17 protein-coding genes, 7 tRNA genes, 1 rRNA gene and 1 pseudogene are annotated in these 20,887 nt (G+C 41.8%); 3 read left to right on the top strand and 23 right to left on the bottom strand.

Annotation, left to right across the window (positions count from 1 at the left end; all coding sequences use genetic code 11):
- Nucleotides 1-220 precede the first annotated feature (220 nt).
- From B5E64_RS16650 to B5E64_RS16635, 4 genes and pseudogenes are all read right to left on the bottom strand, one after another.
- Nucleotides 221-1,213, bottom strand: a complete 993-nt coding sequence (locus B5E64_RS16650) for a PDDEXK nuclease domain-containing protein (protein WP_087169576.1) — start codon at nt 1,211-1,213, stop codon at nt 221-223.
- A gap of 43 nt (nt 1,214-1,256) precedes the next feature.
- Nucleotides 1,257-1,472, bottom strand: coding sequence for a helix-turn-helix transcriptional regulator (locus B5E64_RS16645; RefSeq protein ID WP_087169588.1), 216 nt, complete (start codon nt 1,470-1,472; stop codon nt 1,257-1,259).
- A 101-nt stretch (nt 1,473-1,573) separates the two neighbouring features.
- Nucleotides 1,574-1,870: pseudogene (locus B5E64_RS16640) on the bottom strand (nucleoside recognition protein); the annotation flags it as partial.
- A 77-nt stretch (nt 1,871-1,947) separates the two neighbouring features.
- The gene (locus B5E64_RS16635) at nt 1,948-4,308 is read right to left on the bottom strand and encodes an ABC transporter permease (protein ID WP_158099275.1); all 2,361 of its coding nucleotides are present in this window, start codon (nt 4,306-4,308) and stop codon (nt 1,948-1,950) included.
- Between the two features lie 701 nt (nt 4,309-5,009).
- On the opposite strand from B5E64_RS16635, the gene B5E64_RS16630 reads away from it, so the two are divergent.
- From B5E64_RS16630 to B5E64_RS16620, 3 genes are all read left to right on the top strand, one after another.
- Complete coding sequence (locus B5E64_RS16630) at nt 5,010-5,360, top strand: helix-turn-helix transcriptional regulator (RefSeq protein ID WP_182466596.1); 351 nt, start codon at nt 5,010-5,012, stop codon at nt 5,358-5,360.
- Nucleotides 5,361-5,474: 114 nt separating this feature from the next.
- Nucleotides 5,475-6,182: a LytTR family DNA-binding domain-containing protein gene (locus tag B5E64_RS16625; RefSeq protein WP_087169574.1), complete on the top strand. Its 708-nt coding sequence runs from the start codon at nt 5,475-5,477 to the stop codon at nt 6,180-6,182.
- A 288-nt stretch (nt 6,183-6,470) separates the two neighbouring features.
- A complete protein-coding gene (locus tag B5E64_RS16620) occupies nt 6,471-7,511 on the top strand; it encodes a sensor histidine kinase (protein WP_158099276.1) in 1,041 nt (346 codons plus the stop codon).
- Between the two features lie 15 nt (nt 7,512-7,526).
- Here the strand turns inward: B5E64_RS16620 and B5E64_RS16615 are convergent, their stop codons facing one another.
- The 19 genes from B5E64_RS16615 to B5E64_RS16525 all read right to left on the bottom strand — a co-directional run.
- Nucleotides 7,527-8,114 (bottom strand): nucleoside recognition domain-containing protein, encoded by a 588-nt coding sequence (locus B5E64_RS16615; protein ID WP_087169572.1) that lies wholly within the window; start codon nt 8,112-8,114, stop codon nt 7,527-7,529.
- Between the two features lie 47 nt (nt 8,115-8,161).
- Entirely contained in the window at nt 8,162-9,313 is a 1,152-nt protein-coding gene (locus B5E64_RS16610) for an AI-2E family transporter (RefSeq protein WP_343215508.1), read from the bottom strand.
- A 33-nt stretch (nt 9,314-9,346) separates the two neighbouring features.
- On the bottom strand, nt 9,347-11,953 hold the full coding sequence (locus tag B5E64_RS16605) for a calcium-translocating P-type ATPase, PMCA-type (RefSeq protein WP_087169570.1): 2,607 nt from the start codon (nt 11,951-11,953) through the stop codon (nt 9,347-9,349).
- Between the two features lie 324 nt (nt 11,954-12,277).
- Nucleotides 12,278-13,390, bottom strand: coding sequence for a sn-glycerol-3-phosphate ABC transporter ATP-binding protein UgpC (gene ugpC, locus B5E64_RS16600; protein WP_087169569.1), 1,113 nt, complete (start codon nt 13,388-13,390; stop codon nt 12,278-12,280).
- Nucleotides 13,391-13,531: 141 nt separating this feature from the next.
- Nucleotides 13,532-14,380 (bottom strand): 16S rRNA (cytidine(1402)-2'-O)-methyltransferase, encoded by an 849-nt coding sequence (rsmI, locus tag B5E64_RS16595; protein WP_087169568.1) that lies wholly within the window; start codon nt 14,378-14,380, stop codon nt 13,532-13,534.
- Between the two features lie 10 nt (nt 14,381-14,390).
- Complete coding sequence (locus tag B5E64_RS16590; protein WP_087169567.1) at nt 14,391-15,143, bottom strand: tRNA1(Val) (adenine(37)-N6)-methyltransferase; 753 nt, start codon at nt 15,141-15,143, stop codon at nt 14,391-14,393.
- Nucleotides 15,136-16,047 carry a stage 0 sporulation family protein gene (locus B5E64_RS16585; protein ID WP_087169566.1) on the bottom strand — a complete coding sequence of 304 codons (912 nt, stop codon included), beginning with the start codon at nt 16,045-16,047 and terminating at the stop codon, nt 15,136-15,138. The genes B5E64_RS16590 and B5E64_RS16585 overlap by 8 nt, the downstream gene beginning before the upstream one ends.
- Before the next feature lie 3 nt (nt 16,048-16,050).
- Nucleotides 16,051-17,040: a DNA polymerase III subunit delta' gene (gene holB, locus B5E64_RS16580; protein ID WP_087169565.1), complete on the bottom strand. Its 990-nt coding sequence runs from the start codon at nt 17,038-17,040 to the stop codon at nt 16,051-16,053.
- A gap of 64 nt (nt 17,041-17,104) precedes the next feature.
- Nucleotides 17,105-17,689, bottom strand: a complete 585-nt coding sequence (locus B5E64_RS16575; protein WP_087169564.1) for a guanylate kinase — start codon at nt 17,687-17,689, stop codon at nt 17,105-17,107.
- Complete coding sequence (locus tag B5E64_RS16570; protein ID WP_343284099.1) at nt 17,682-19,088, bottom strand: aminotransferase class I/II-fold pyridoxal phosphate-dependent enzyme; 1,407 nt, start codon at nt 19,086-19,088, stop codon at nt 17,682-17,684. Before B5E64_RS16570 ends, B5E64_RS16575 begins: the two co-directional genes overlap by 8 nt.
- A 73-nt stretch (nt 19,089-19,161) precedes the next feature.
- On the bottom strand, nt 19,162-19,704 hold the full coding sequence (locus tag B5E64_RS16565) for a hypothetical protein (RefSeq protein WP_087169562.1): 543 nt from the start codon (nt 19,702-19,704) through the stop codon (nt 19,162-19,164).
- A 186-nt stretch (nt 19,705-19,890) separates the two neighbouring features.
- Nucleotides 19,891-19,963: transfer RNA gene (locus B5E64_RS16560), tRNA-Lys, on the bottom strand.
- Nucleotides 19,964-19,979: 16 nt separating this feature from the next.
- A tRNA-Phe gene (locus B5E64_RS16555) sits at nt 19,980-20,052 on the bottom strand.
- Between the two features lie 29 nt (nt 20,053-20,081).
- Nucleotides 20,082-20,155 (bottom strand) — tRNA-Met (locus B5E64_RS16550).
- Nucleotides 20,156-20,206: 51 nt separating this feature from the next.
- Nucleotides 20,207-20,288 (bottom strand) — tRNA-Tyr (locus B5E64_RS16545).
- A gap of 22 nt (nt 20,289-20,310) precedes the next feature.
- Nucleotides 20,311-20,383 (bottom strand) — tRNA-Thr (locus tag B5E64_RS16540).
- A gap of 44 nt (nt 20,384-20,427) precedes the next feature.
- Nucleotides 20,428-20,500 (bottom strand) — tRNA-Val (locus B5E64_RS16535).
- Between the two features lie 4 nt (nt 20,501-20,504).
- Nucleotides 20,505-20,578, bottom strand: a tRNA-Asp gene (locus tag B5E64_RS16530).
- Nucleotides 20,579-20,657: 79 nt separating this feature from the next.
- Nucleotides 20,658-20,887, bottom strand: a 23S ribosomal RNA gene (locus B5E64_RS16525); the annotation flags it as partial.

The following is a 20,887-nucleotide window of genomic DNA, read 5'->3' as shown; positions in this document are numbered from 1 at the left end:
TAATTCTCATTTATTTTATATTTTTCTTTATTGTTTTCTGTCATTTCAAATTATACTCTATTAACCTGACAAACTCAATATCACTTGCGTAAACGTCACGATTCTTTGCGCAAATGTTACTTACAGCAAAAAAATCCCGGAGAGCTTCACACTCTCCGGGTCTTTTTCCGATCCATCATCTTACAGAATATAATCGCCGTTACTGTACTGATCGTCGTCGCTAATCTTCACCCTCCATCAAAGGCATATTGATCAATTCCTGTAATTTCTTCTGTAACACACTCTTATCAGGCAACTGTAGCTGGTATTCTGCGACCATCATCGGAGATAATGTTCTGCTCATTGCATACTCAACTACTTCATCATCCTTTGATGCACAAAGGATCATCCCCACACTTGGATTCTCATGTTTCTTTTTTTTCTGCCGATCAAGCGCCTCCAAATAGAAATCCATCTTGGAAATATATTCTGGCTTAAATCTGCCAATCTTTAGTTCAAAAGCCACTAAGCACTGTAAGCCGCGATGAAAGAATAAAAGATCAATTTTGTAATCCTCTCCTCCCACTTGCACCCTGACCTCATCATCTATAAAAGTAAAGTCTCTGCCAACCTCCAAAATGAAGTCCCTCATATTGCTGATAAGACCCTTTCTCAGATCAGCTTCCTTAAAATTTGATGGAAGATCCAGAAACTCTATTACATAAGAATCCAGGAACGGATTTTCCTTCAACTCTTTTATCGGTTCAGGCAACAGCTTTTCCTGAGACAGCATGTATCTCTCATAGTATCCGCTATCAATCTGACGTGAAAGTTCTCTTGCTGAATAATTCTCTTTTACACACAAGGCTAAATAAAAATGGCGTTCTTCCACTGTTTTCGCTTTTGAAATAATAGCCAAATGATTTGACCAGCTTATTTGTGTCAACAGTGTTGTCACAAATTCATCGTCCTTATAGGTTTCATAAAATTTCTTCATCCGATATAAGCCACGTCTGTTGAACCCCTTTATGCCAGGAAAAGCATTCTGTATTTCTTCCGCCACAGTATCGATATAGGCATCGCCAAACGAAGCCTTCTCGGATTCTGTGCTCAGATGTTCTCCAATCTTCCAATACATATTAATCAATTCTTCATTAACCTTTTTCAATGCATTTTGTCTTGACTGGCTGATAATCTGAATAAGGCTGCCTGCGACTGTAATCTCATTACTCATATTTTCCCGCCTTTCAAATTTGTGACAACACTGTTGACATAAATCACGATTCCTTTCTCTCCACATAATTCAGTTCAACGTCAAAGCCAAGATCCTCCATCATAGCAAGAAACGTCTTATTCATGATCTGCTCTTTACTGCGGATAATCTTATTCACATATGACGGTGATGTTCCGATATTCTCTGCAATCTTTGCCTGCGTAGTAGATTTCTCGATACATCTCATCTTTATATCCATTTCGATATTGTTCTTTAACATATTTTTCTCCATTGTTCTTCTCAATTATTTGACTTATAACTCAATTTATTATACCACAAATCCTCATTTCTAACCAGTCCACAAAAAAATCCCGGAGAGCTTCACGCTCTCCGGGTCTTTTTACGATCCATCATCTTACAGAATATAATCGCCGTCACTGTGCTGATCGTCGTCGCTACAATCCCTGCTCCCACGATTGCCGTGGGCTCCACGCTGCCGTACTGGCTACGGAAGGCAATAACATTGACCGGGATCAGCTGAAGGGACGAGATATTCAGAATGAGGAAGTTGCACATGGCGTTGCTGGCCGATGTACTTCCATGATTCAGTTTTCCAAGCTCCTCCATGGCTTTCAGGCCTGCGGGGGTCGCGGCCCATCCGAGGCCGAGAAAGTTGGCTGGTGTCAAGCTAGGACTAAAATATTTTTACAAATAAGAACAATCTTTTCAACCATTTTATTGTCAAAAGACATTTTTTATCTTTTCTTCATCAACCGTTTTTTGACGTCACATTTCATAATTTCATACATCACAAACCAGATCAATACATACAAACTATAGACGGTTCCCATGATGCCACTGAACTGCATAATTTCTGTTCCAGTAAACAATCTTGTCTTTAATGTCAGGGCGGTAAATAGAATGCCTCCGATTAGTGCTTGAATTGCAGGAAAAAGTATAAAGAAACGGAGTTGAAATACAACTTTCTTCATTCTGTCCTTTTCCTTCATACCCAGTTTTTCCAAAAAATCATTATCCCATTTCCAGTTGTTTTCCTCCTCCTTGACAAACAGAAAATACTGAAAAACTGCCATGATCATCAGAATCAGCAGGATAAATCCATTCGCTGTCCGGGTAAGAAGGATTTCAGACTCTGTATTCTGAATCATTTGCGACTTCTCATAAAATGGTTGGATAGAACGATCCCAAAGTTGATCAAATCGATTCTTTTCTTTCAAATACTCAAGCTGATCTGTAACCTGCTTTGTTTTTCCATCCGGAATATTCATGCAAAGCAGTACTGTCGGACCTTCTGTCAGATTTCCTGCATGAGATACTGTATAAAGCTTCCACTCTTCATCTGTAATAGATTCCCGTACATTCCAATTTTCTCGATTATAGGCAGAAATTTCATTCCATGCCTTTTCAAAATATTCATCAGACAGGACAATCAGGTTTTCCTGCTTCCCCTGCTGAAAAATCCCAATCAGGCTATCCCTCTCTTCACTAACAATATTTCTCTCCGGAAAGATATTCCGATAATCAGCTGTATTATAATATTGAAGCGGCTGTCCAAAACGCAGATGTTTTTCAATCCGTGTAGTATCCCAGTCAATCGTATTGGTCTTGACTGAAAGATCCTGCTGATAGACCACATGCATCTTCTCTCCTGAAAGCTCCAGATTTCTTCTCTCTTTTCCCATGACCTCTCTCATCTGATTATAAGATGTTTCAGAAATTGCAATATGCTGTCCCTGCGGCCATTGAACCGGTCGAATTCCTCCCGCCCACGAAGGAATTTTATCACTTCCATAAATAGAGGTCATTCTTACCATCGGGTACTCGATAATATCTGCCCCTGCTTCCCCTGCAATCTTTTCCAGATCAGGGATATCCGCCTCATACGCCATGCATACAATGTCATATGGATACATACCTTCTACATTTTGCTTCATCATAGAACTGATAAACGCTGGGGAAAATACTGCCAGAAGCAAAAATTGAGCAACAGAGAGATAGAACAGCAGCCATACATTTTTCCAGAACCGGTAATAAAATGTATTCCACCGGAAAATTCCCTGATAATATCCTGCCTTGTGCTCTCGCTTTTGCAGCCAAAGCGCCAGTCCTCCCATCAATAAGCAGAGGATTCCCAGTACCGGAAGACAGTAAACCACTTTCATTTCCGCCCATCCCCGAATGGAAAACCATGCCATTCCAAGCACATAGAGAAATATTCCAATCATGATACGTAAAAACAGATTTCTTTTCGGTCTTCTTTCCTTCGCCTTTTCTTCTGTCAGATTAGTCGAATTTCCAAGTGCAATGAAATTCTCCTGATTAAATCCCAGCGCCAAAAGCATCAGTACAAGGTAAACCAAAAAGCCAAAGAAAATCTGCGGAGCACTTACCACTCCCGGCAGATCTACGTTTCCATGAAAGTTCTTTGTAAATGCCCTTCTCATGAGAACCGCTCCCACAGCTCCGGCAGGAATTCCAATCATTGCCGCAATTAGAATGTTGATAAAAAATTCCACAAGGAAAATAAGATACGCTGTATTTTTCCGGATACCAAGAATAACCATCAACCGGTATTCTTTCTTCTGTTCCTTTATGTACCAGGAAATGACCATGACCATCATCAAAACGCTTAAAATTCCTAAGATCAACGCCAGACTCTGAAAAAGTCCATGAATTCCCTCTCCAAACATGACACTTGCCAACGCAGAATCGGACTCTTCCTTTCCTCCGTAAAGTTTATCTGTCATTTGGTACATGGAAAAAACAATGTAACAGATTGCTGCAAGCAGCATCGCTGCCATAACAAAAATAACCTGATTTTTTCCTCGATAACGAAAATTCTTTCGAATAACCTGATAAAATTCTTTTGGATATTTACCCGGAAAATAATTTGCCTTCTTTCGATGGGCTCTTTCTTTTCGTTCATCCTCCTTAAGCGTCTCATACCGTTCATTGATTTCTTCCTGCTGTTCCAGATATTTCACACTCACAAATTCCACTGCCGAAATTGCCATATAATATAATGGAAAATTGACATAAAGTGTAAGATCCATAGTATTAGTAAGTACTGCAAGAAGCCCTCCATACAAAACCATACTGATCGCAGGAAGATATTCTAACCACTCTTGTTTTTTCCCACGCAAAATAAAAGTTGTTCGAATGACCGATGCGAACACATAAAGAGAAACCAATATGAAAATTATATATTCCGGATGAAACTCTTCTTCATTAAACATCCTGATAATCATTCCCGACCAGTAAAGCGATTCCCCAGGGGCACGAAATTTCATGAAAAACAATGGCGGAATTGTAAGAATCCCACTGGCGATCTGTATATGCTTAATCAGTTTCTCTTTTTTCTGAAACGTCATTTCCCCCCACCTCTGTTCAATTTTTCTATTTCTCCTTGATGCAGTCTATATATCGTGTCCATACCTTCCAATTCTTCTTGATGATGTGTTACAACAATTACAGTCTGATTTGGGAATATTTTATCCTCCGTGAAATTCTTTCATTCAAATTATTTTGTCTCACAATTATCAACTCCTCATTTTAAATTCTGATTTTATTCTATCAAATTTTATTCTTAAAATCTTACCTTTAGGCTCTAAGGTATAATCTTTTACTTTTTTGGCAAAATCACACTAAATCGTGCAAAAAAATAATATTATGCAGAATTTTCTATGTATTTTATTGGTTATCTCTTTTCATTTATCTATAATTCCTGATCAGTTCTGTAGTTTATTCTTTCAAATTCTCTTAAAACTTGTTAGAATAAGTCAAAGGATGTGATATTATGGATGTACAATATAAATCTATTGGAAAAAGAATCAAGCTGAGAAGGAAAGAACTAAATATCAAGCAAAATGAACTTGCAGAAAAACTGAATATTTCCAATAATCATTTGTCTTCTGTCGAGAACGGAAGAGAAAAGCCAAGTCTGGAACTTCTCTTAAATATATGCGAATTATTAAATGTAACCCCTGATTATCTATTGTTAGGAAATATGCATACGAATGATATTTCTCAAGACATTCTTACCGGCTTAAGACTCTGTGCCGAGGAAGACGTCCTCTTAATTCGTAATATGATAGAACTTTTAATTAAGAGAAACCATAAAGACTGGAACAATCGAAATCTTTTATAAACTCAAAGAAAGCGTAGACAAAATAACATTTCATTATGTCTGCGCTTTTTAATTGCTATTTTAAAAAAACTAATGTAAAATAAATCCAGATACCACAGAAAGGTTGAGGATATTATGAATATTTTTATATGTGACGATGACGAAAATATCATTAACCAGCTTTCTACTTATATTCAGGAATATTTCAAAAAAAACAAATTAAAGTGTCCTGCCCTTATTCCCTGCTGCTCAGGTGAAACTCTTCTTTCAAGTCAGCAGCATCCTGACATTGTGTTTCTCGATATTGAAATGCCGGGGATGAGTGGAATTACCACCGCTGCCAAATTAAAAGAATTAAATCCGCGTGTTATTATTTTTATCGTTACTTCTTTTATGGAATATCTTGATAGTGCAATGGAAATTCATGTGTTTCGATACTTAAATAAGCCCATAGACAAGTTACGTCTTTTTCGCAACTTAAAAGATGCGCTTCGCATTTATAATGCTCAATCTCTCCAGATAGCAATTGAAACAAAATCGGAAGTTTATACTGTTTATACCAATGATATTATTTTTATTGAAGCTCGTGACCGCAAGATAACTGTTTATACAACTAATGGCTCTTATAGTTCTATTCATTCTATGAATTATTGGGTGAATAAATTAAATGGATTATCTTTTTTCCAAACACATAAAAGTTTTCTCATCAATCTTAAATATGTATGTCACTTTACTCACGACACAGTTTATTTATACGATAACCGCTTTCAAGCTTACTTAACCCGAAGAAAATATACATTATTTAAAAACACTTATTTATTATATCTAGATAGCACTAAATAAAGGATTTAAACTACTATGTTGATTTCTCTATTCTATTTTCTCATTTACTGTATAGAAGCCTGCATTTTGAAGCAATATTGTAACTCATTATTTGTGCCAAGGCGCTCGGCGGCAAAGCAATGGAGTGTTCTTTTCTTACTTTATATGATTTTATTCCTACTCTCCTTTGCAAAAAATGTTCTTCTTAATGTTTTTGCCTTTTGCTTAATGAACTGGATTTATATTTTATTTTCTTATAATCTACGATGGTACTATGCCCTTTTTCATGCAGTTATGGTAACTACCATTATGGGATTAAGTGAATTCATAGTCTCAAATGCCTTCCATCAGCTTGCACTGCACCTATATACTTCCAATAACAGCCTGCAAAATGTCATACTTTTAGGTGTTGTAAGCAAACAACTATATTTCTTTATATTATATGGCCTGTCCCATATATATAAATCAAAGTCTTCTAATATCCCACCTAATATTTCTATCGCATTTATTTTGATTTCTTTTTTATGCTTTGGAGTTACTTCTACACTATTGGTTATCGGATATTATGTTGAATTACCTTCTCATTTTGGATACTTAATGGCTTTTAGCAGCCTTTTGCTTTTGATAGTCAATATCTTCATCTACTTCCTCTTCTCCTACACCCAGCGGAAAAACGAGGAGTTTACACAAATGCATCTACAAATGCAAAAGGAATCCGATCTGGTCCATTTTTATCAGATGCTGGCCGAACAAACAGATGCCCAGAAACTTGTGATTCACGATATCAAGAAACACCTTTATGCGATTTCTTTATTGAATAATGAACATGAAAATCAAAAAATCAGCGACTACATAGAAAGACTTACTCATTCTTCTCAACTCAAGGTTTCTATGCGTGTTTGCGAGAATGACTTCCTGAACGCAATTTTCAACCGTTATCTGCAAAGATGTGAGCATCTCCATATTACATTGGATATCGATATCCGAAAGCAGGCCTTGTCGTTTATGGATGAATACGACATGATTTCCCTTTTCTGTAACCTGCTTGATAATGCAGTAGAAGCTGCCACCGGTTGCCCGGATTCTTTTATCGAAGTATATGCTGGTTTTTCAAAGTCTCATAATCTGCTTCTGCTTTCCGTGAAAAATTCGTGTATTCAGAAACCGGCCATAGATACAAAAGGCCGTTTAAAAACGCAAAAATCTCCAAATGGCATTCACGGTACTGGACTGAAAAGTGTTCTCCGTGTAGTGAAAAAATATGAAGGAAACTACGAATTTTCCTACGATGAGCAGAGTCATGTTTTCTCTACTGTTATTACACTAACGAATTCAAAGGAAGAAAATTAAAAATCCCGGAGAGCCTCACGCTCTCCGGGTCTTTTTCCGATCCATCACTTTACAAAACACAATTCCTGCTGCCGTGCTGATCGTCGTCGCCACAATTCCCGCCCCAACGATCGCCGTGGGCTCCACGCTTCCGTACTGGCTGCGGAAGGCGATCACGTTGACCGGGATCAGCTGAAGGGACGAGATATTCAGGATGAGGAAGTTACACATGGCGTTGCTGGCCGATGTACTTCCGTGATTCAGTTTTCCAAGCTCCTCCATGGCTTTTAGACCTGCGGGTGTCGCGGCCCATCCGAGGCCGAGAAAGTTGGCGATGATATTCGTCGTAATGTATTCTCCTGCCTTGTGTCCTCCCGGTACTTCCGGAAACAGGAACCGGACAAAGGGTTTCAGAATCTTTGCGCCTTTTTCGATCATGCCGGCCTTTGTGGCAATCTCCATCAGCCCCATCCAGAAGGCCATCACACCCATCATGGTAATGCAAAGTGTCACAGCTTCCCCGGCAGAGTCAAGCGCCGCGTCTGTAATGTCCGGTATTTTCCCTGTAAACGCAGCGAAGATGATTCCGATCAGAATCATCCCCGCCCATAAATAATTCAGCATCGATTCCCACACTTCTTTTTTCACAGTATATGTGGGAATCCGGCAGATTATTTTCCGCTCTGCTGAATATCTTTCATTTTAATATTGTTTTTCTTCAGTTTCAGGTAAACAACCTCCCTGAACAGGGCATAAAGGACAGAAACAATCGGAATAAAGATCAACATTCCGACAATTCCCATCAGGCTTCCGCCGATACTGACTGCTGCCAGTACCCAGATCGAAGGCAGGCCCACGGAATTTCCTACTACATGAGGATAGATCAGGTTTCCTTCAATCTGCTGCAATACAAGGAAGAGAACAATAAACCAGAATGCCTGAATCGGGTCGATCATAAAGATCAGAAATGCTCCGATTGCGCATCCGATAAATGCTCCGAAAATCGGAATCAGTGCCGTAAAGGCAATCAGGATACCGATCAGCCATGCGTACGGCATCTTGAAAATACTCATTGCAATGACAAACATGGTTCCAAGAATCACTGCTTCCACACACTGTCCAGTCAGGAAGTTGGAAAAAGTGCGGTATGTCAGCGAGCAGACCTCAATGACAGCTTCTGCCTTTCCTTTCTCCACGAATGCAAACAGCACTTTCTTAGCCTGAACAGAAAGCTTCTCCTTCTGTAGAAGGATATAGCATGCAAATACAAACGCGATAAAAAACGTAGTAAATCCACTTACAATACTCATTGCCGCCGTCACACCGGATTCCACGATGTTTCCCGCGCCGTTTGATACCCAGTCTACCGCAACCTCGATCACCTTCTGCCAGTTAAACTCCAGCTGATTGAAATAGGCCATCACTTCTTTATTGTTGTGGAACCAGTTATCCGCCCATTCCTGCACTTTCGGAATGAACGCCTGGATGCTGGCGCCAAGTTTTGCGATCGTTCCGGTCAGCTGCGGGAGGACTCCGAAGAGAACGCCTCCCACAATGCCAATCACAAAGATAATCGTAAGAATCAGGCTGACAGGTCTTGCAAGCTTCCGCACGGCTTTATATTTCTCTTTCCACTTTTCCTGAATCAGCCGATTCTCAATAAAATGCATCGGTACATTAAACACAAATGCAATCGCACCACCGAGAATGAAAGGAAACAGCACACTGATCACAAATTTTACTGCCTGAATCACCATCTCATATTTCCAGAAGCACAGAATAATAAGTGCTGTAAAAACGATCAGGTGTCTTATTTTTTTCATATTCTCGTTGTTTAATTCCATATAACGTCCCCTTTATTTTATTCCGAAACGGATTGCTTTGATACACTGAATAACCGGAATATTTAAAATTGCAAGTCCATAAACCGTCAAAAGCTGTGTTATGCTTAATGAAGTTACACTAAATATACCTTCCAGTGCCGGTATTGTCAATACGGCTGTAATCAGGACAAACCCGATCAGGAATGCTCCCTGAAGGTAGATATTATTGAAGAAACCTCTCTTAAACAGAACCGGTTTGTCGGCTTTACAGTTGTATCCGTGGAACAGCCTGGACAGACAGAGTGTTCCGAATGCCATAGTGCTTCCGAGAAGAGCGCCTTCGCTTGTATATCCAATCATAAACGCGATCATGGTCATGACACCGATGGAAAGACCTTCTGTCACAATCTTAAGAAGGAAGTCTTTTGTAAGAATCGACTCGTCTTTCTTTCTCGGTTTCTCATCCATAACATCTTTTCTGTGAGGCTCCAGTCCAAGAGCGATCGCCGGAAGACTGTCTGTCAACAGGTTGATGAACAACAGATGTACCGGTGCAAACGGAACCGGAAGTCCTGCGATAGACGCATACAGAACGGCAAGGATTGCTCCGAAGTTTCCTGACAACAGGAACTGAATGGAACTCTTGATGTTCCGGTATACATTTCTTCCGTTTTCTACTGCCTTGACAATTGTTGCAAAGTTATCATCTGTCAGTACCATGGAGGCTGCATCTTTTGCCACCTCGGTTCCTGTGATTCCCATTGCCACTCCGACATCTGCCTGTTTCAGAGCAGGTGCATCATTGACACCGTCACCGGTCATGGAAACAATGTTTCCTTTTTCCTGCCATGCTTTTACGATCCGGATCTTGTGTTCCGGTGAAACACGGGCATAAACAGAAATATGTTCTACAAAGTTTTTCAGTTCTTCATCGGACATATTTTCTATATCCGCACCCTCACATGCCTCGGACTCTTCTTTGAGAATTCCGATTCTCTTTGCAATAGCTGCTGCCGTTACTTTATGGTCACCTGTAATCATAACAGGTTTAATTCCTGCGCGGATACATTCTGCTACTGCATCTTTTGACTCTTCACGCGGCGGGTCCATCATCGAGATCAGTCCAAGGAATGTCAGATGATCTTCATCTTCGGCTGTAATTCCCTTCTTGCCCTCCAGTTTCTTATATGCAAATCCAAGAACACGAAGTCCCTGTCTGGAAAATTCCTGGTTCATTTCAGCGATGTCTTCCCGGTCTTTATCCGTCATCGGCTTTTCCTCGCCGTTTTTGCGGATCTGTTCCATTCTCTGTGAAAGGACATCTACCGCACCTTTGACAAGCATGATGGTTCCTTCTTCTGTTTCATGTACTGTGGACATGAGCTTTCTGTCACTGTCAAAAGGAACTTCAGAGATTCTTGCATATATTTCACGGGTTTTTTCCACGTCCATGCCGCAGTTTCCCGCGAATGTGACAAGCGCTGTCTCTGTAGGATCCCCAATCTCCTCACCATTGACATTCTTTGCGTCATTACAGAGAATACTTGCAAACATCATCTTTTTCGTGTCTGCATCTTCCCGGGATACTTCACTTTTTGCCATCCTTCGGCCTGCAACGTAATAATCCTCTACTGTCATCTTGTTCTGTGTCAGTGTTCCTGTCTTATCAGAACAGATAACCGATACGCTTCCCAGACCTTCTACAGCCTGCAGCTTTCTGATAATCGCATGTTCCCTTGCCATTTTCTGAGTACCGAAAGAAAGTACGATCGTCACGATAGAGCTTAATGCCTCCGGGATTGCTGCTACCGCAAGTGCTACCGCAAACATAAATGCGTCACCAAAAGATTCTCCTCTCCATACATTGATTCCCATCAAAATCGCACAGAGAATCAGAATGAGGATGGACAGCTTCTGTCCGAACTGATCCAGGTTTACCTGAAGAGGAGTTTTCTTTTCTGATGTCGTCTTTAACAAAGATGCAATCTTACCGACTTCCGTTTCCATACCGATTCCGGTCACAACATATTTTCCTCTTCCGTATGTGACAAAGCTTCCTGAGAATGCCATATTAACTCTGTCTCCAAGAGGTACTTCCTTTTCTATCGTATCCTCACTTTTCTCAACAGGAATACTTTCTCCTGTCAGTGCACTTTCATCAATCTTCAGACTTGCCTGCTCAATAATTCTTCCATCTGCCGGAACCTGATCACCTGCTTCCAGAATGACGATATCTCCTACTGTTACTTCTCTGGACGGAATCTGTGTCACAATCCCGTCACGCTCTACCTTTGCTTCCGGTCCGGAAAGCTTTTTCAGACTGTTCAGAGACTTTTCTGCTTTGACAGTCTGTACCGTTCCAAGGATTGCATTAATCGTGATAACGATCAGAATAACGATCGCACTCTCCGCGTCACCCAGAAATCCCGAAATAATTGCAGAGATAATCAGAATAATTACAAGGAAATCCTTGTACTGTTCCAGAAAGATCATTCCAACACTTTTCTTTTTCTCTTCCTGTAGCTCATTTGGGCCATATTTTTTCTGATTTTCCCGGGCTTTCTCACTGGAGAGTGATTCCAGTGAGCCGTTGATGTCCATCCTGGTTTCATCAGACCCCATCTGATAATACTGTTTCATTTTCTTCCTCCTTACTTTCTTATAGGGTGTACCATTTTTTCTTTCGCGATTCATGCAGAAAAATAAAGTATAAAAAAAGAGGCTTTTACTGCATTTCGCTCATGCAATAAAAGTCTCACTGTTTCATACTCGATCCGGGCAGATAATCTGCCGTACTGACGAACCTGTAACGCTCTTTCCAAGCGCCAGTTACTCCCTTTTATTAATTAATAATATACCTATTTTTGTTTGAAATGTCAACCACTATTCTTTTCAAATTTGAAAAAACGGCTACCGCACAAAATCTGTACGGCAGCCGCTCTGAAATCTTATTTTCAAAACAGATTAGTTTGTAATTGTCATTTCTGTTTCTTTGTCGAATACGTGGATCTTTTCAGCATCGAATGCGAATTTAACTGTATCTCCGTTTCTTGCTGTTGTTCTTGGATCAACACGAGCTGTCATGTTTGCTCCTTCGTAATCGAAGTGTAAGTAAACTTCTGCACCAAGCATTTCGTATACACGGATTGTAGCTTCGATTACTGTATTCGGAGAAGATGCGATGAACATTGGCTCATCATGTACGTCTTCCGGACGAATACCAAGTACAACTGTCTTTCCTGCGTATCCTCCATCGATGAGTTTCTTAGCTTTTGCAGGCGGAAGTTCGATCTTTGCAGGTCCTACATTTAACAGAACCTTGTCTCCGGAAACTTCACACTGTGCATCAAGGAAGTTCATCTGAGGAGATCCGATGAATCCAGCTACAAACAGGTTGCATGGTTCATCATACAGTTTTCTTGGAGTATCTACCTGCTGAACAACACCAGCGTTCATAACTACGATTCTTGTACCAAGTGTCATAGCCTCTGTCTGGTCATGTGTTACATAGATGATTGTAGTACCAAGTCTCTGATGAAGTTTGGAGATCTCGATACGCATCTGTCCTCTTAATTTTGCATCCAGGTTGGAAAGAGGTTCGTCCATAAGGAATACCTTAGGATTACGAACGATCGCACGTCCCATAGCAACACGCTGTCTCTGTCCACCGGAAAGAGCCTTCGGTTTACGATCAAGCAGTTTTTCAAGGTCAAGGATCTTAGCTGCTTCACGAACCATTTTGTCGATTTCCGGTTTCGGAACTTTTCTTAATTTCAGTCCGAATGCCATGTTATCGTAAACTGTCATATGCGGATACAGAGCGTAGTTCTGGAATACCATCGCGATATCTCTGTCTTTCGGCTCAACATCGTTTACAACTTTATCGCCGATTCTTAATTCTCCTGAAGAAATTTCTTCCAGACCTGCAACCATACGAAGTGTAGTAGATTTACCACATCCTGAAGGTCCTACGAAAATGATGAATTCTTTATCTTCGATTTCAAGGTTGAAATCTTTTACAGCTTCAAAGCCGTTTGGATAAACTTTATTGATATGTCTCAATGATAAACTTGCCATTGGTGCTTCCTCCTAAATCTTAAACCGTTTTTTTCGATGTATTTAGTATAAAAAAAAATCCCAAAAAACGCTAGTGCATGATTGCACAAACATTTTTTAGGATTCTGTACAAGGTGACCAACACTTTTTTGACATATTTTGTCAGTTTTTCCGGATAAGTTTCTGATAAATATCACGCTTACTGACTCCTCTGTCTTTTGCCGTCCGCTTCATCGCTTCCTTCTTTTCGAGTCCCTGATCCAGATAGATCTGAAAATGCTCCTCTACGGAAAGCGCAAGCCATCTGGCCTTTTTTGCTTCCTCCATCTCTTCGCGGCTTTTTCCTTCCAGAACAAGCACACATTCGCCTTTCGGAGGATTCTCCTCATAAAAACGGCATGCCCCGTCGAGCGTATCCATATAAGCAGTTTCATGTTTTTTCGTGAGTTCCCTGCATATTGTGATTTTCCTGTCCCCTCCGAGAGTTTCCGCAAGTTCTTTGATTGTCTTTACAAGCCTGTGAGGCGCTTCATAGAGGATGATCGTCCTTGTCTCCTCCTTCATCTCCGAAAGAATCTGCTGCCGCTCCTTCTTATCCTGCGGCAGGAACGCCTCAAATGCAAATCTTCTGGTCGGCATGCCGGATATCGTAAGAGCCGTGATACACGCGCACGCTCCCGGAAGAGACGTCACAGTAATTCCTTCCTCCCGGCACATTTTTACAAGCTCTTCTCCCGGATCCGAAATTCCCGGTGTCCCTGCATCTGTAATCAGGGCGATATTCATTCCTTCCTGCAGCTTTTCCACCAGTTTTCGACCCTTTTCGATCTTGTTATATTCATGATAACTCGTCATAGGGGTATGGATCTCAAAATGATTCAGGAGCTTAATACTGTTTCTCGTATCTTCCGCTGCAATCAGATCCACTTCTTTTAATGTCCGTATCACCCGGAACGTCATATCCTCCAGATTTCCGATTGGAGTAGCGCACAAATATAATATTCCTGACATGGTTTCTCCTTTATTCTTCTCCTGCTCTTCCCATCCCGTAGTTGAGAAGAAGATCCCTTGTATAGCTTCCATCTTTTTCGTAGACAATCAAAGGCGGCTCTATCTGAATTCTGGATTTTCCTTTATTGCTCCCCTCTATCAGAACCATATTCGGCTCCTTGTCCACATAAGGATGAACCAGGCGCATCCGCTTCGGTTCAATGCCGTAAGCCGCCATTTTGGTGAAAATCTCCACCAGCCGGAATGGCCGGTGCACCATATAAAATCTGCCGTGGAATTTCAGAAGTCTTGCGCTTTCGCGCAGAATGTCATCCAGAGTGCAGAGCACCTCATGCCGGGCAATCGTCTTCGCGCTGTTTATGTTTGTAATCCCGTGCTGCCCGATCATATACGGCGGATTGGTGGTAATGACGTCAAAAGAAGCAGCTTTGAAATAGTCTGCCGCTTCTTTGATATCGCCTGTCTTTATAGTGATTTTATCTTCCAGATGATTGTGCTTTACGCTTCTTCTTGCCATGTCAGCACTCTCCTCCTGGATCTCCAGCCCTGTAAAGTCTTCTCCGTCAGTCTTGACTGTCATCAGAATCGGAATAATGCCTGTTCCGGTTCCGATATCAAGAGCACGTTCACCTTTCTTAACTTTTGCAAAACTGGCTAAAAGGACCGCGTCCATTCCAAAACAGAATTTCCCCGGATGTTGGATGATCTCATATCCACGTGTCTGAAGATCGTCCAGTCTCTCGCCTTCTTTTAACTTACACATTGTCCAGTTTCGACGCTCCTTCATTTTTCTCAAGTGCCGCAAGTTCCTTCATTTCTTCTTTGGACAATTTCATGTCGCTCTTCTTTCTTCTTGGTCTGAATCTCAGATCCGAAGCCTTGTATTCCCGGATTTCCTTTTCATCATTCTCCAGTGTTACAATGACTTTGACAAGCTGGCGCAGAACGCTTAAGCTCTGTACTTCTCCTTTTAATCCTTCCGGAGTCGTTACCGTATCTCCTGTAGACGGAAGTCTGCTGTTCAGCTTTTCGTAAGTCTCCTGCTCGTTTGTAAGGCAGCACATCAGTCTTCCGCATACTCCGGAAATCTTTGTCGGATTAAGGGAAAGATTCTGCTCCTTTGCCATCTTGATCGATACCGGAGCAAATTCCGACAGATATGTATGGCAGCAAAGCTCTCTTCCGCAGATTCCGATTCCTCCACGGATCTTCGTCTCATCACGCACTCCGATCTGTCTCAGCTCAATCCTTGTCCTGAAAACCGCTGCCAGATCCTTTACAAGTTCTCTGAAGTCAATTCTTCCATCTGCTGTAAAGTAGAAAAGCACTTTATTATTATCAAACGTATACTCTGCATCAATCAGCTTCATCTCAAGCTTATGCTTTCTGATTTTTTCCAGACAGATCTGAAATGCTTCTTTTTCTTTTTCCCTGTTTCGCTCTTCTATTCTCCGGTCCTCATTCGTCGCAAGGCGGATGACAGACTTTAAAGGCTGTGTAATCTGATCGTCTTCCACCTCTTTCGGTCCGATCACTACATTTCCAAATTCGATTCCTCTAGCCGTTTCAACGATTACCTGCTGACCTTTTTTTATATGGAATTTTCCAGGAGCAAAGTAATAAACCTTCCCTGCCGGACGGAATCGAACTCCTATAATTCTTGTCATATCTTAGTTCTCCTTTATAGTCAGTAGCAGAAGCTCCATCACCAGATCGAAATTTACATTTGCTTTCAGTCTTACCTTGGCTGTCTCAAGTGCCTTGAGAATCGTCTCGATCCCTTCATAGGAGCTTGTATTTGCCCTCTCTTTGATGTACTTCATCTGATCTGAGAATATCACTCCGTTGATATCTTTCGTCGCCTTGTAAAGCAGCACGTCCCGATACCATACACTGATCAGATCCAGGATATCATCTACCTCTATCTTGTACGAGGAGAGGCTTTTCAGCGCCTTCAAAAGCTCCGGAAGCTCCATGTCCTTGATGTATTTCATCATCTGGAGCGTCTCTTCTTTGATCTCATTAAAATGCTCTGAGGTCGCGAGCATGATCGCTCTTCCCATATTTCCCTGGGCAAAAGCAGTGCAGACGTCCGCCTTATAATCCGGTATCTCCATCTGCTCCATCAGATATTTTTTAATCAGCGCATCCTTTACATTCTTGATCTTTAAAATGACACACCGTGATAAGATCGTAGGCAGAAGGCTGTCCGCATTTTCTGTAAGAAGGAAAATCACCGCATACTCCGGCGGCTCCTCTATGGTTTTCAACAACGCATTCTGTGCCTGAGGCGTCATCATGTCCGCATCCGGCACAATATAGATCTTATATTTTCCATTGTAAGGCCGGATCATAATATCATTATTAATCTGTACACGTACCTCATCCACGCTGATCGTATTCGGCTTTTCGTGAACCACCCTGATAATATCCGGATGATTTCCAGATAGAGCCTGACGGCAGGAATGACACTCATTACACGGCTCTGCTCCGCCCCGTTCACATTGAAGCGTCATCGCAAACAGCTGTGCAAACATCTTTTTTCCTGATCCGCGCTCTCCATTTAAAATATAGGCGTGGGAAATCTGGTTCTGCGTAATAGCTTTCTGAATATAAGATACTAAATCCTTACGCCCGACAACATCTTTAAATCCCGTCATTATTTTCACCTTCTTTTTCTATGTCAATCCCCGATTCTGGTAAATTTAATCCAATATAATTATATCACAAACATTTCTGAATATATAGCATTATTTCATTGAGGCAGTCTTCCAGTACTATATTTTGAAACCGCCTCTGTATGCCGCATCTGCTGAGGTTTTCCTCGGAGAAATCTTCTGTATCTGCCAGAAATCTCCTGCACATTTCCGCATATTTCGGCTTCTCCTGCATCCGCTCTCTTGAAAGTGCCCTGAAAAGACGTTCTCCGTCTTCCACTTCCACGTAGACGGGTACAATCTGCCCTTTCCCGAAATAACCGCACATCTTTTCAAAGGATTCCAGCGTTCCGATCATCAGATAATCCTGATCCTCCAGCCGGATTTTTCCGTCATCAGCCGTGAAATACTTCCAGATGCCGTGAACAGTATGGTATTCCCGCAGTTCAATCACCCTGTTTTCTTTCTGAAACGCATCCAGAACTTTATCATCTACAAAAAAGTACTCCTCCCCGTCCCGTTCGTTTTCACGCATCGGTCTTGTCGTATAAATCGTCACGGTATGAAGAAATGGCATTCTCTTTTTCAGTTCCTTAAAAATCGTGTCTTTTCCGGAGGAACTTTTCCCCATCAGATAGAAAATCTTACCCATTTATCCACACTCCTATTCTGTTTTCCTCTTCTGTTCCTTCAATAGTAAATCCCATATCCCGGTACTGGCAGAGCAGCTCTGCCGCCCGGGCAGAAATTCTTTCTCCCGGAACAACGATCGGACATCCCGGCGGATACAGGTATGCGAAGTCAAGCGAAATCCTGCCTGCGCACTCTTCAAAGCGTACTTTTTCTTTCTCTTCTTCGCTGACCTCATCCCGCCAGCACGGGATTCTGGCCTGCTCAGCTTTCGGAATTTCCGTCCGTATCTTTTTACTATCCTGACAGGTTTTAACCTGTTTGTCAATCTCAAGAAGCGCTTTCTCCAGACGATCAAATCCTTCTTTTGTATCCGCCACAGACGTCATTGCAAGAATATAATTTCCTGCTGTCATCTCCATCTGAAGATGGAAGGTATGGAAAAGCTTTTCGGAAAGCTCTCTGCTTGACCAGTCCGTCCCCTCTGTAGAGATAACAATTTTGGATCTGTCATACGATGTGGATTCACACAATTTCAAATGTGTCATTTTCCGGAGCTTTTCCCGCAGGCTGTCCAGATTTTCTGCATAATTACCGAAAACCTCGTCCTTCCTTGTCTCCAGCATATGGATGCATGCATCAATCCCGGCCATCAGAACGTACGATGGACTGCTTGACTGCAGTATGTGAAGATACCGCTCCACTCTTTTACGATCCACTATTGATCCCTTCATATGAAGCAACGCCGTCTGTGTCAGGGAAGGCAGCGTCTTGTGTACACTGTGTATTACAATATCTGCTCCTAGTCTATTCGCATTTTCCGGAAAATAGTCATGAAATCCAAAATGTGCGCCGTGTGCTTCATCCACAATCAGCGGAATCCCGTATTTGTGTACGATTCCGGCAATTTTTTTTATATCAGAAACTACACCATCGTAAGAGGGAGAAACAATCATTACCGCGCGGATCTCTCTCCTCTGTTCCAAAATCTGCTCCACATCTGCCGCATCAATACAGCCGCTTAGTACTGCTTCCTCATTCTCCTGCTTTTTCGGATAAATATAGACCGGCTTCATCCCGAAGATTTCCACCGCATGATAAACCGATTTGTGACAGTTTCTCGCGATCAGCACCTCATCTCCTCTTCTTGTACACCCCGCCAGCGCACTCAAAATGCCGACCGTACTTCCATTTACAAGAAAATGGGTCTCTTCTGCCCCGTAGACAGAGGCCGCCCGCGTCTGCGCATCCTTTAGAATTCCTTCACAGTGATGCAGATCATCAAATCCTTCTATCTCCGTAATATCGATCCCAAAAGGAAGATTTTCCTCCATAAAGTTTACATTTCTCTTATGCCCCGGCATATGAAATGCGTAATAATCCGACTTTCCATATGCATCCAGCTTTTCATACAACGTCATAATTCCCTCCTGTAAAAAATGCTGCCCTTCCTTAAAGGGCAGCTGATTTCATTCCATATTCATGGTCCTGTTTTTACTCTGCGAATACCTTCACATTATAAACTGCATTTTGAATTTCCTCTGCAGTTTCCCTGTTTCCCGTATTCAAAACCGCTGAAATCTGACATCCATACTCCATTCCAAAGTTTCCGGATGCAATCAGATATTTTATTTCATTTTCAAGATCATATCTAATCGTAGCATAATAAAGTCCTTCACTTTCATAGGAGCGAAACTCTTCAATCTGGTAAGACATATTTCCGATAATCTCTTCATACAAGGCTGCACACTCCTGCTCTGTTTTTGGAAACTGCTCCGAGGATACACCTTCTTCTTTATATTCAATTCTGACTTCTCCAACATCTCCAGACAGTACAACACTATCGTCACTTTGATCTGTACACTCAAAATCTCCAGGCAAATCTATCTGTACTTCCTGAGTCCCCAACTTATAAACATTTTCTGATATGATACTCTGATCCGTCTCTTCGCCGCCTGAACATCCACCTGCAACAATTATGGCAAAGAAACAGGCAATCATCAGCGCAGCCCTTATCTTACCGTAGATTCTCCTCATATTCTCTCTCCTTCTTTTCCTAATTTCAGTTTATCGTCAGAAGACCTCCATGTCAAACTTATTTCAGTTTTTTCACTAAAATCTTACATATTTTATAATAGAACCCACTTTCATATCCTGGCTTTCAGAAAATTCTGCAATACAAAAACCCCATATGAGTTATTACTCATATGAGGTCTGTTTCAGTGAAGCATCGGGGATTCGAACCCCGGACAACTTGATTAAAAGTCAAGTGCTCTACCGACTGAGCTAATGCTCCATAAATATAATTTCAATGCCCAAAGCCGGAATCGAACCAGCGACACGAGGATTTTCAGTCCTCTGCTCTACCAACTGAGCTATCTGGGCCTATCCTCAATAAAAAAGGACAAAAAAAATTGCGGGGGCAGGATTTGAACCTACGACCTTCGGGTTATGAGCCCGACGAGCTTCCAGACTGCTCCACCCCGCGTTATTATGAAGTTATTATATATTATAGCACATTTCCTATGAAATATGCAAGTGGATGGAGGTGGATTCGAACCACCGAAAGCGTTGCTAACAGATTTACAGTCTGCCCCCTTTGGCCACTCGGGAATCCATCCAGAATACCAATTAACCTGGTAGAGCCAACGATCGGACTCGAACCGATAACCTGCTGATTACAAATCAGCTGCTCTGCCAATTGAGCCACGTTGGCGTTTTTAATTTAAATGCCACGTTGGCAAAATGCCAGATTGGCAATGGGACCTATAGGGCTCGAACCTATGACCCTCTGCTTGTAAGGCAGATGCTCTCCCAGCTGAGCTAAGATCCCAAAACGACCCGGATGGGACTCGAACCCACGACCTCCGCCGTGACAGGGCGGCGCTCTAACCAACTGAGCCACCGGGCCATTTGATACTTCCATGTACCTTCAAAACCACATATAAGTCCACGTTTCTGTCATCCTGCTTTTTCCTATCCACCATTCCTTGGTTATGCCCTCGACCTATTAGTAACAGTCAGCTCCATGTGTTACCACACTTCCACCTCTGCCCTATCTACCTCGTCGTCTTCAAGGGGTCTTACTACTTGCGTATGGGATATCTCATCTTGAGGGGGGCTTCACGCTTAGATGCCTTCAGCGTTTATCCCTTCCCGGCTTGGCTACCCTGCCATGCACTTGGTAATGCAACAGGTACACCAGCGGCCGGTCCATCCC

The organism is Drancourtella sp. An12 (genome assembly GCF_002160935.1).
Classification (GTDB): domain Bacteria; phylum Bacillota; class Clostridia; order Lachnospirales; family Lachnospiraceae; genus Sellimonas; species Sellimonas catena.
Note: the sequence above shows the minus strand (reverse complement) of the source record. Positions and strands in the feature narration are given on the sequence as shown.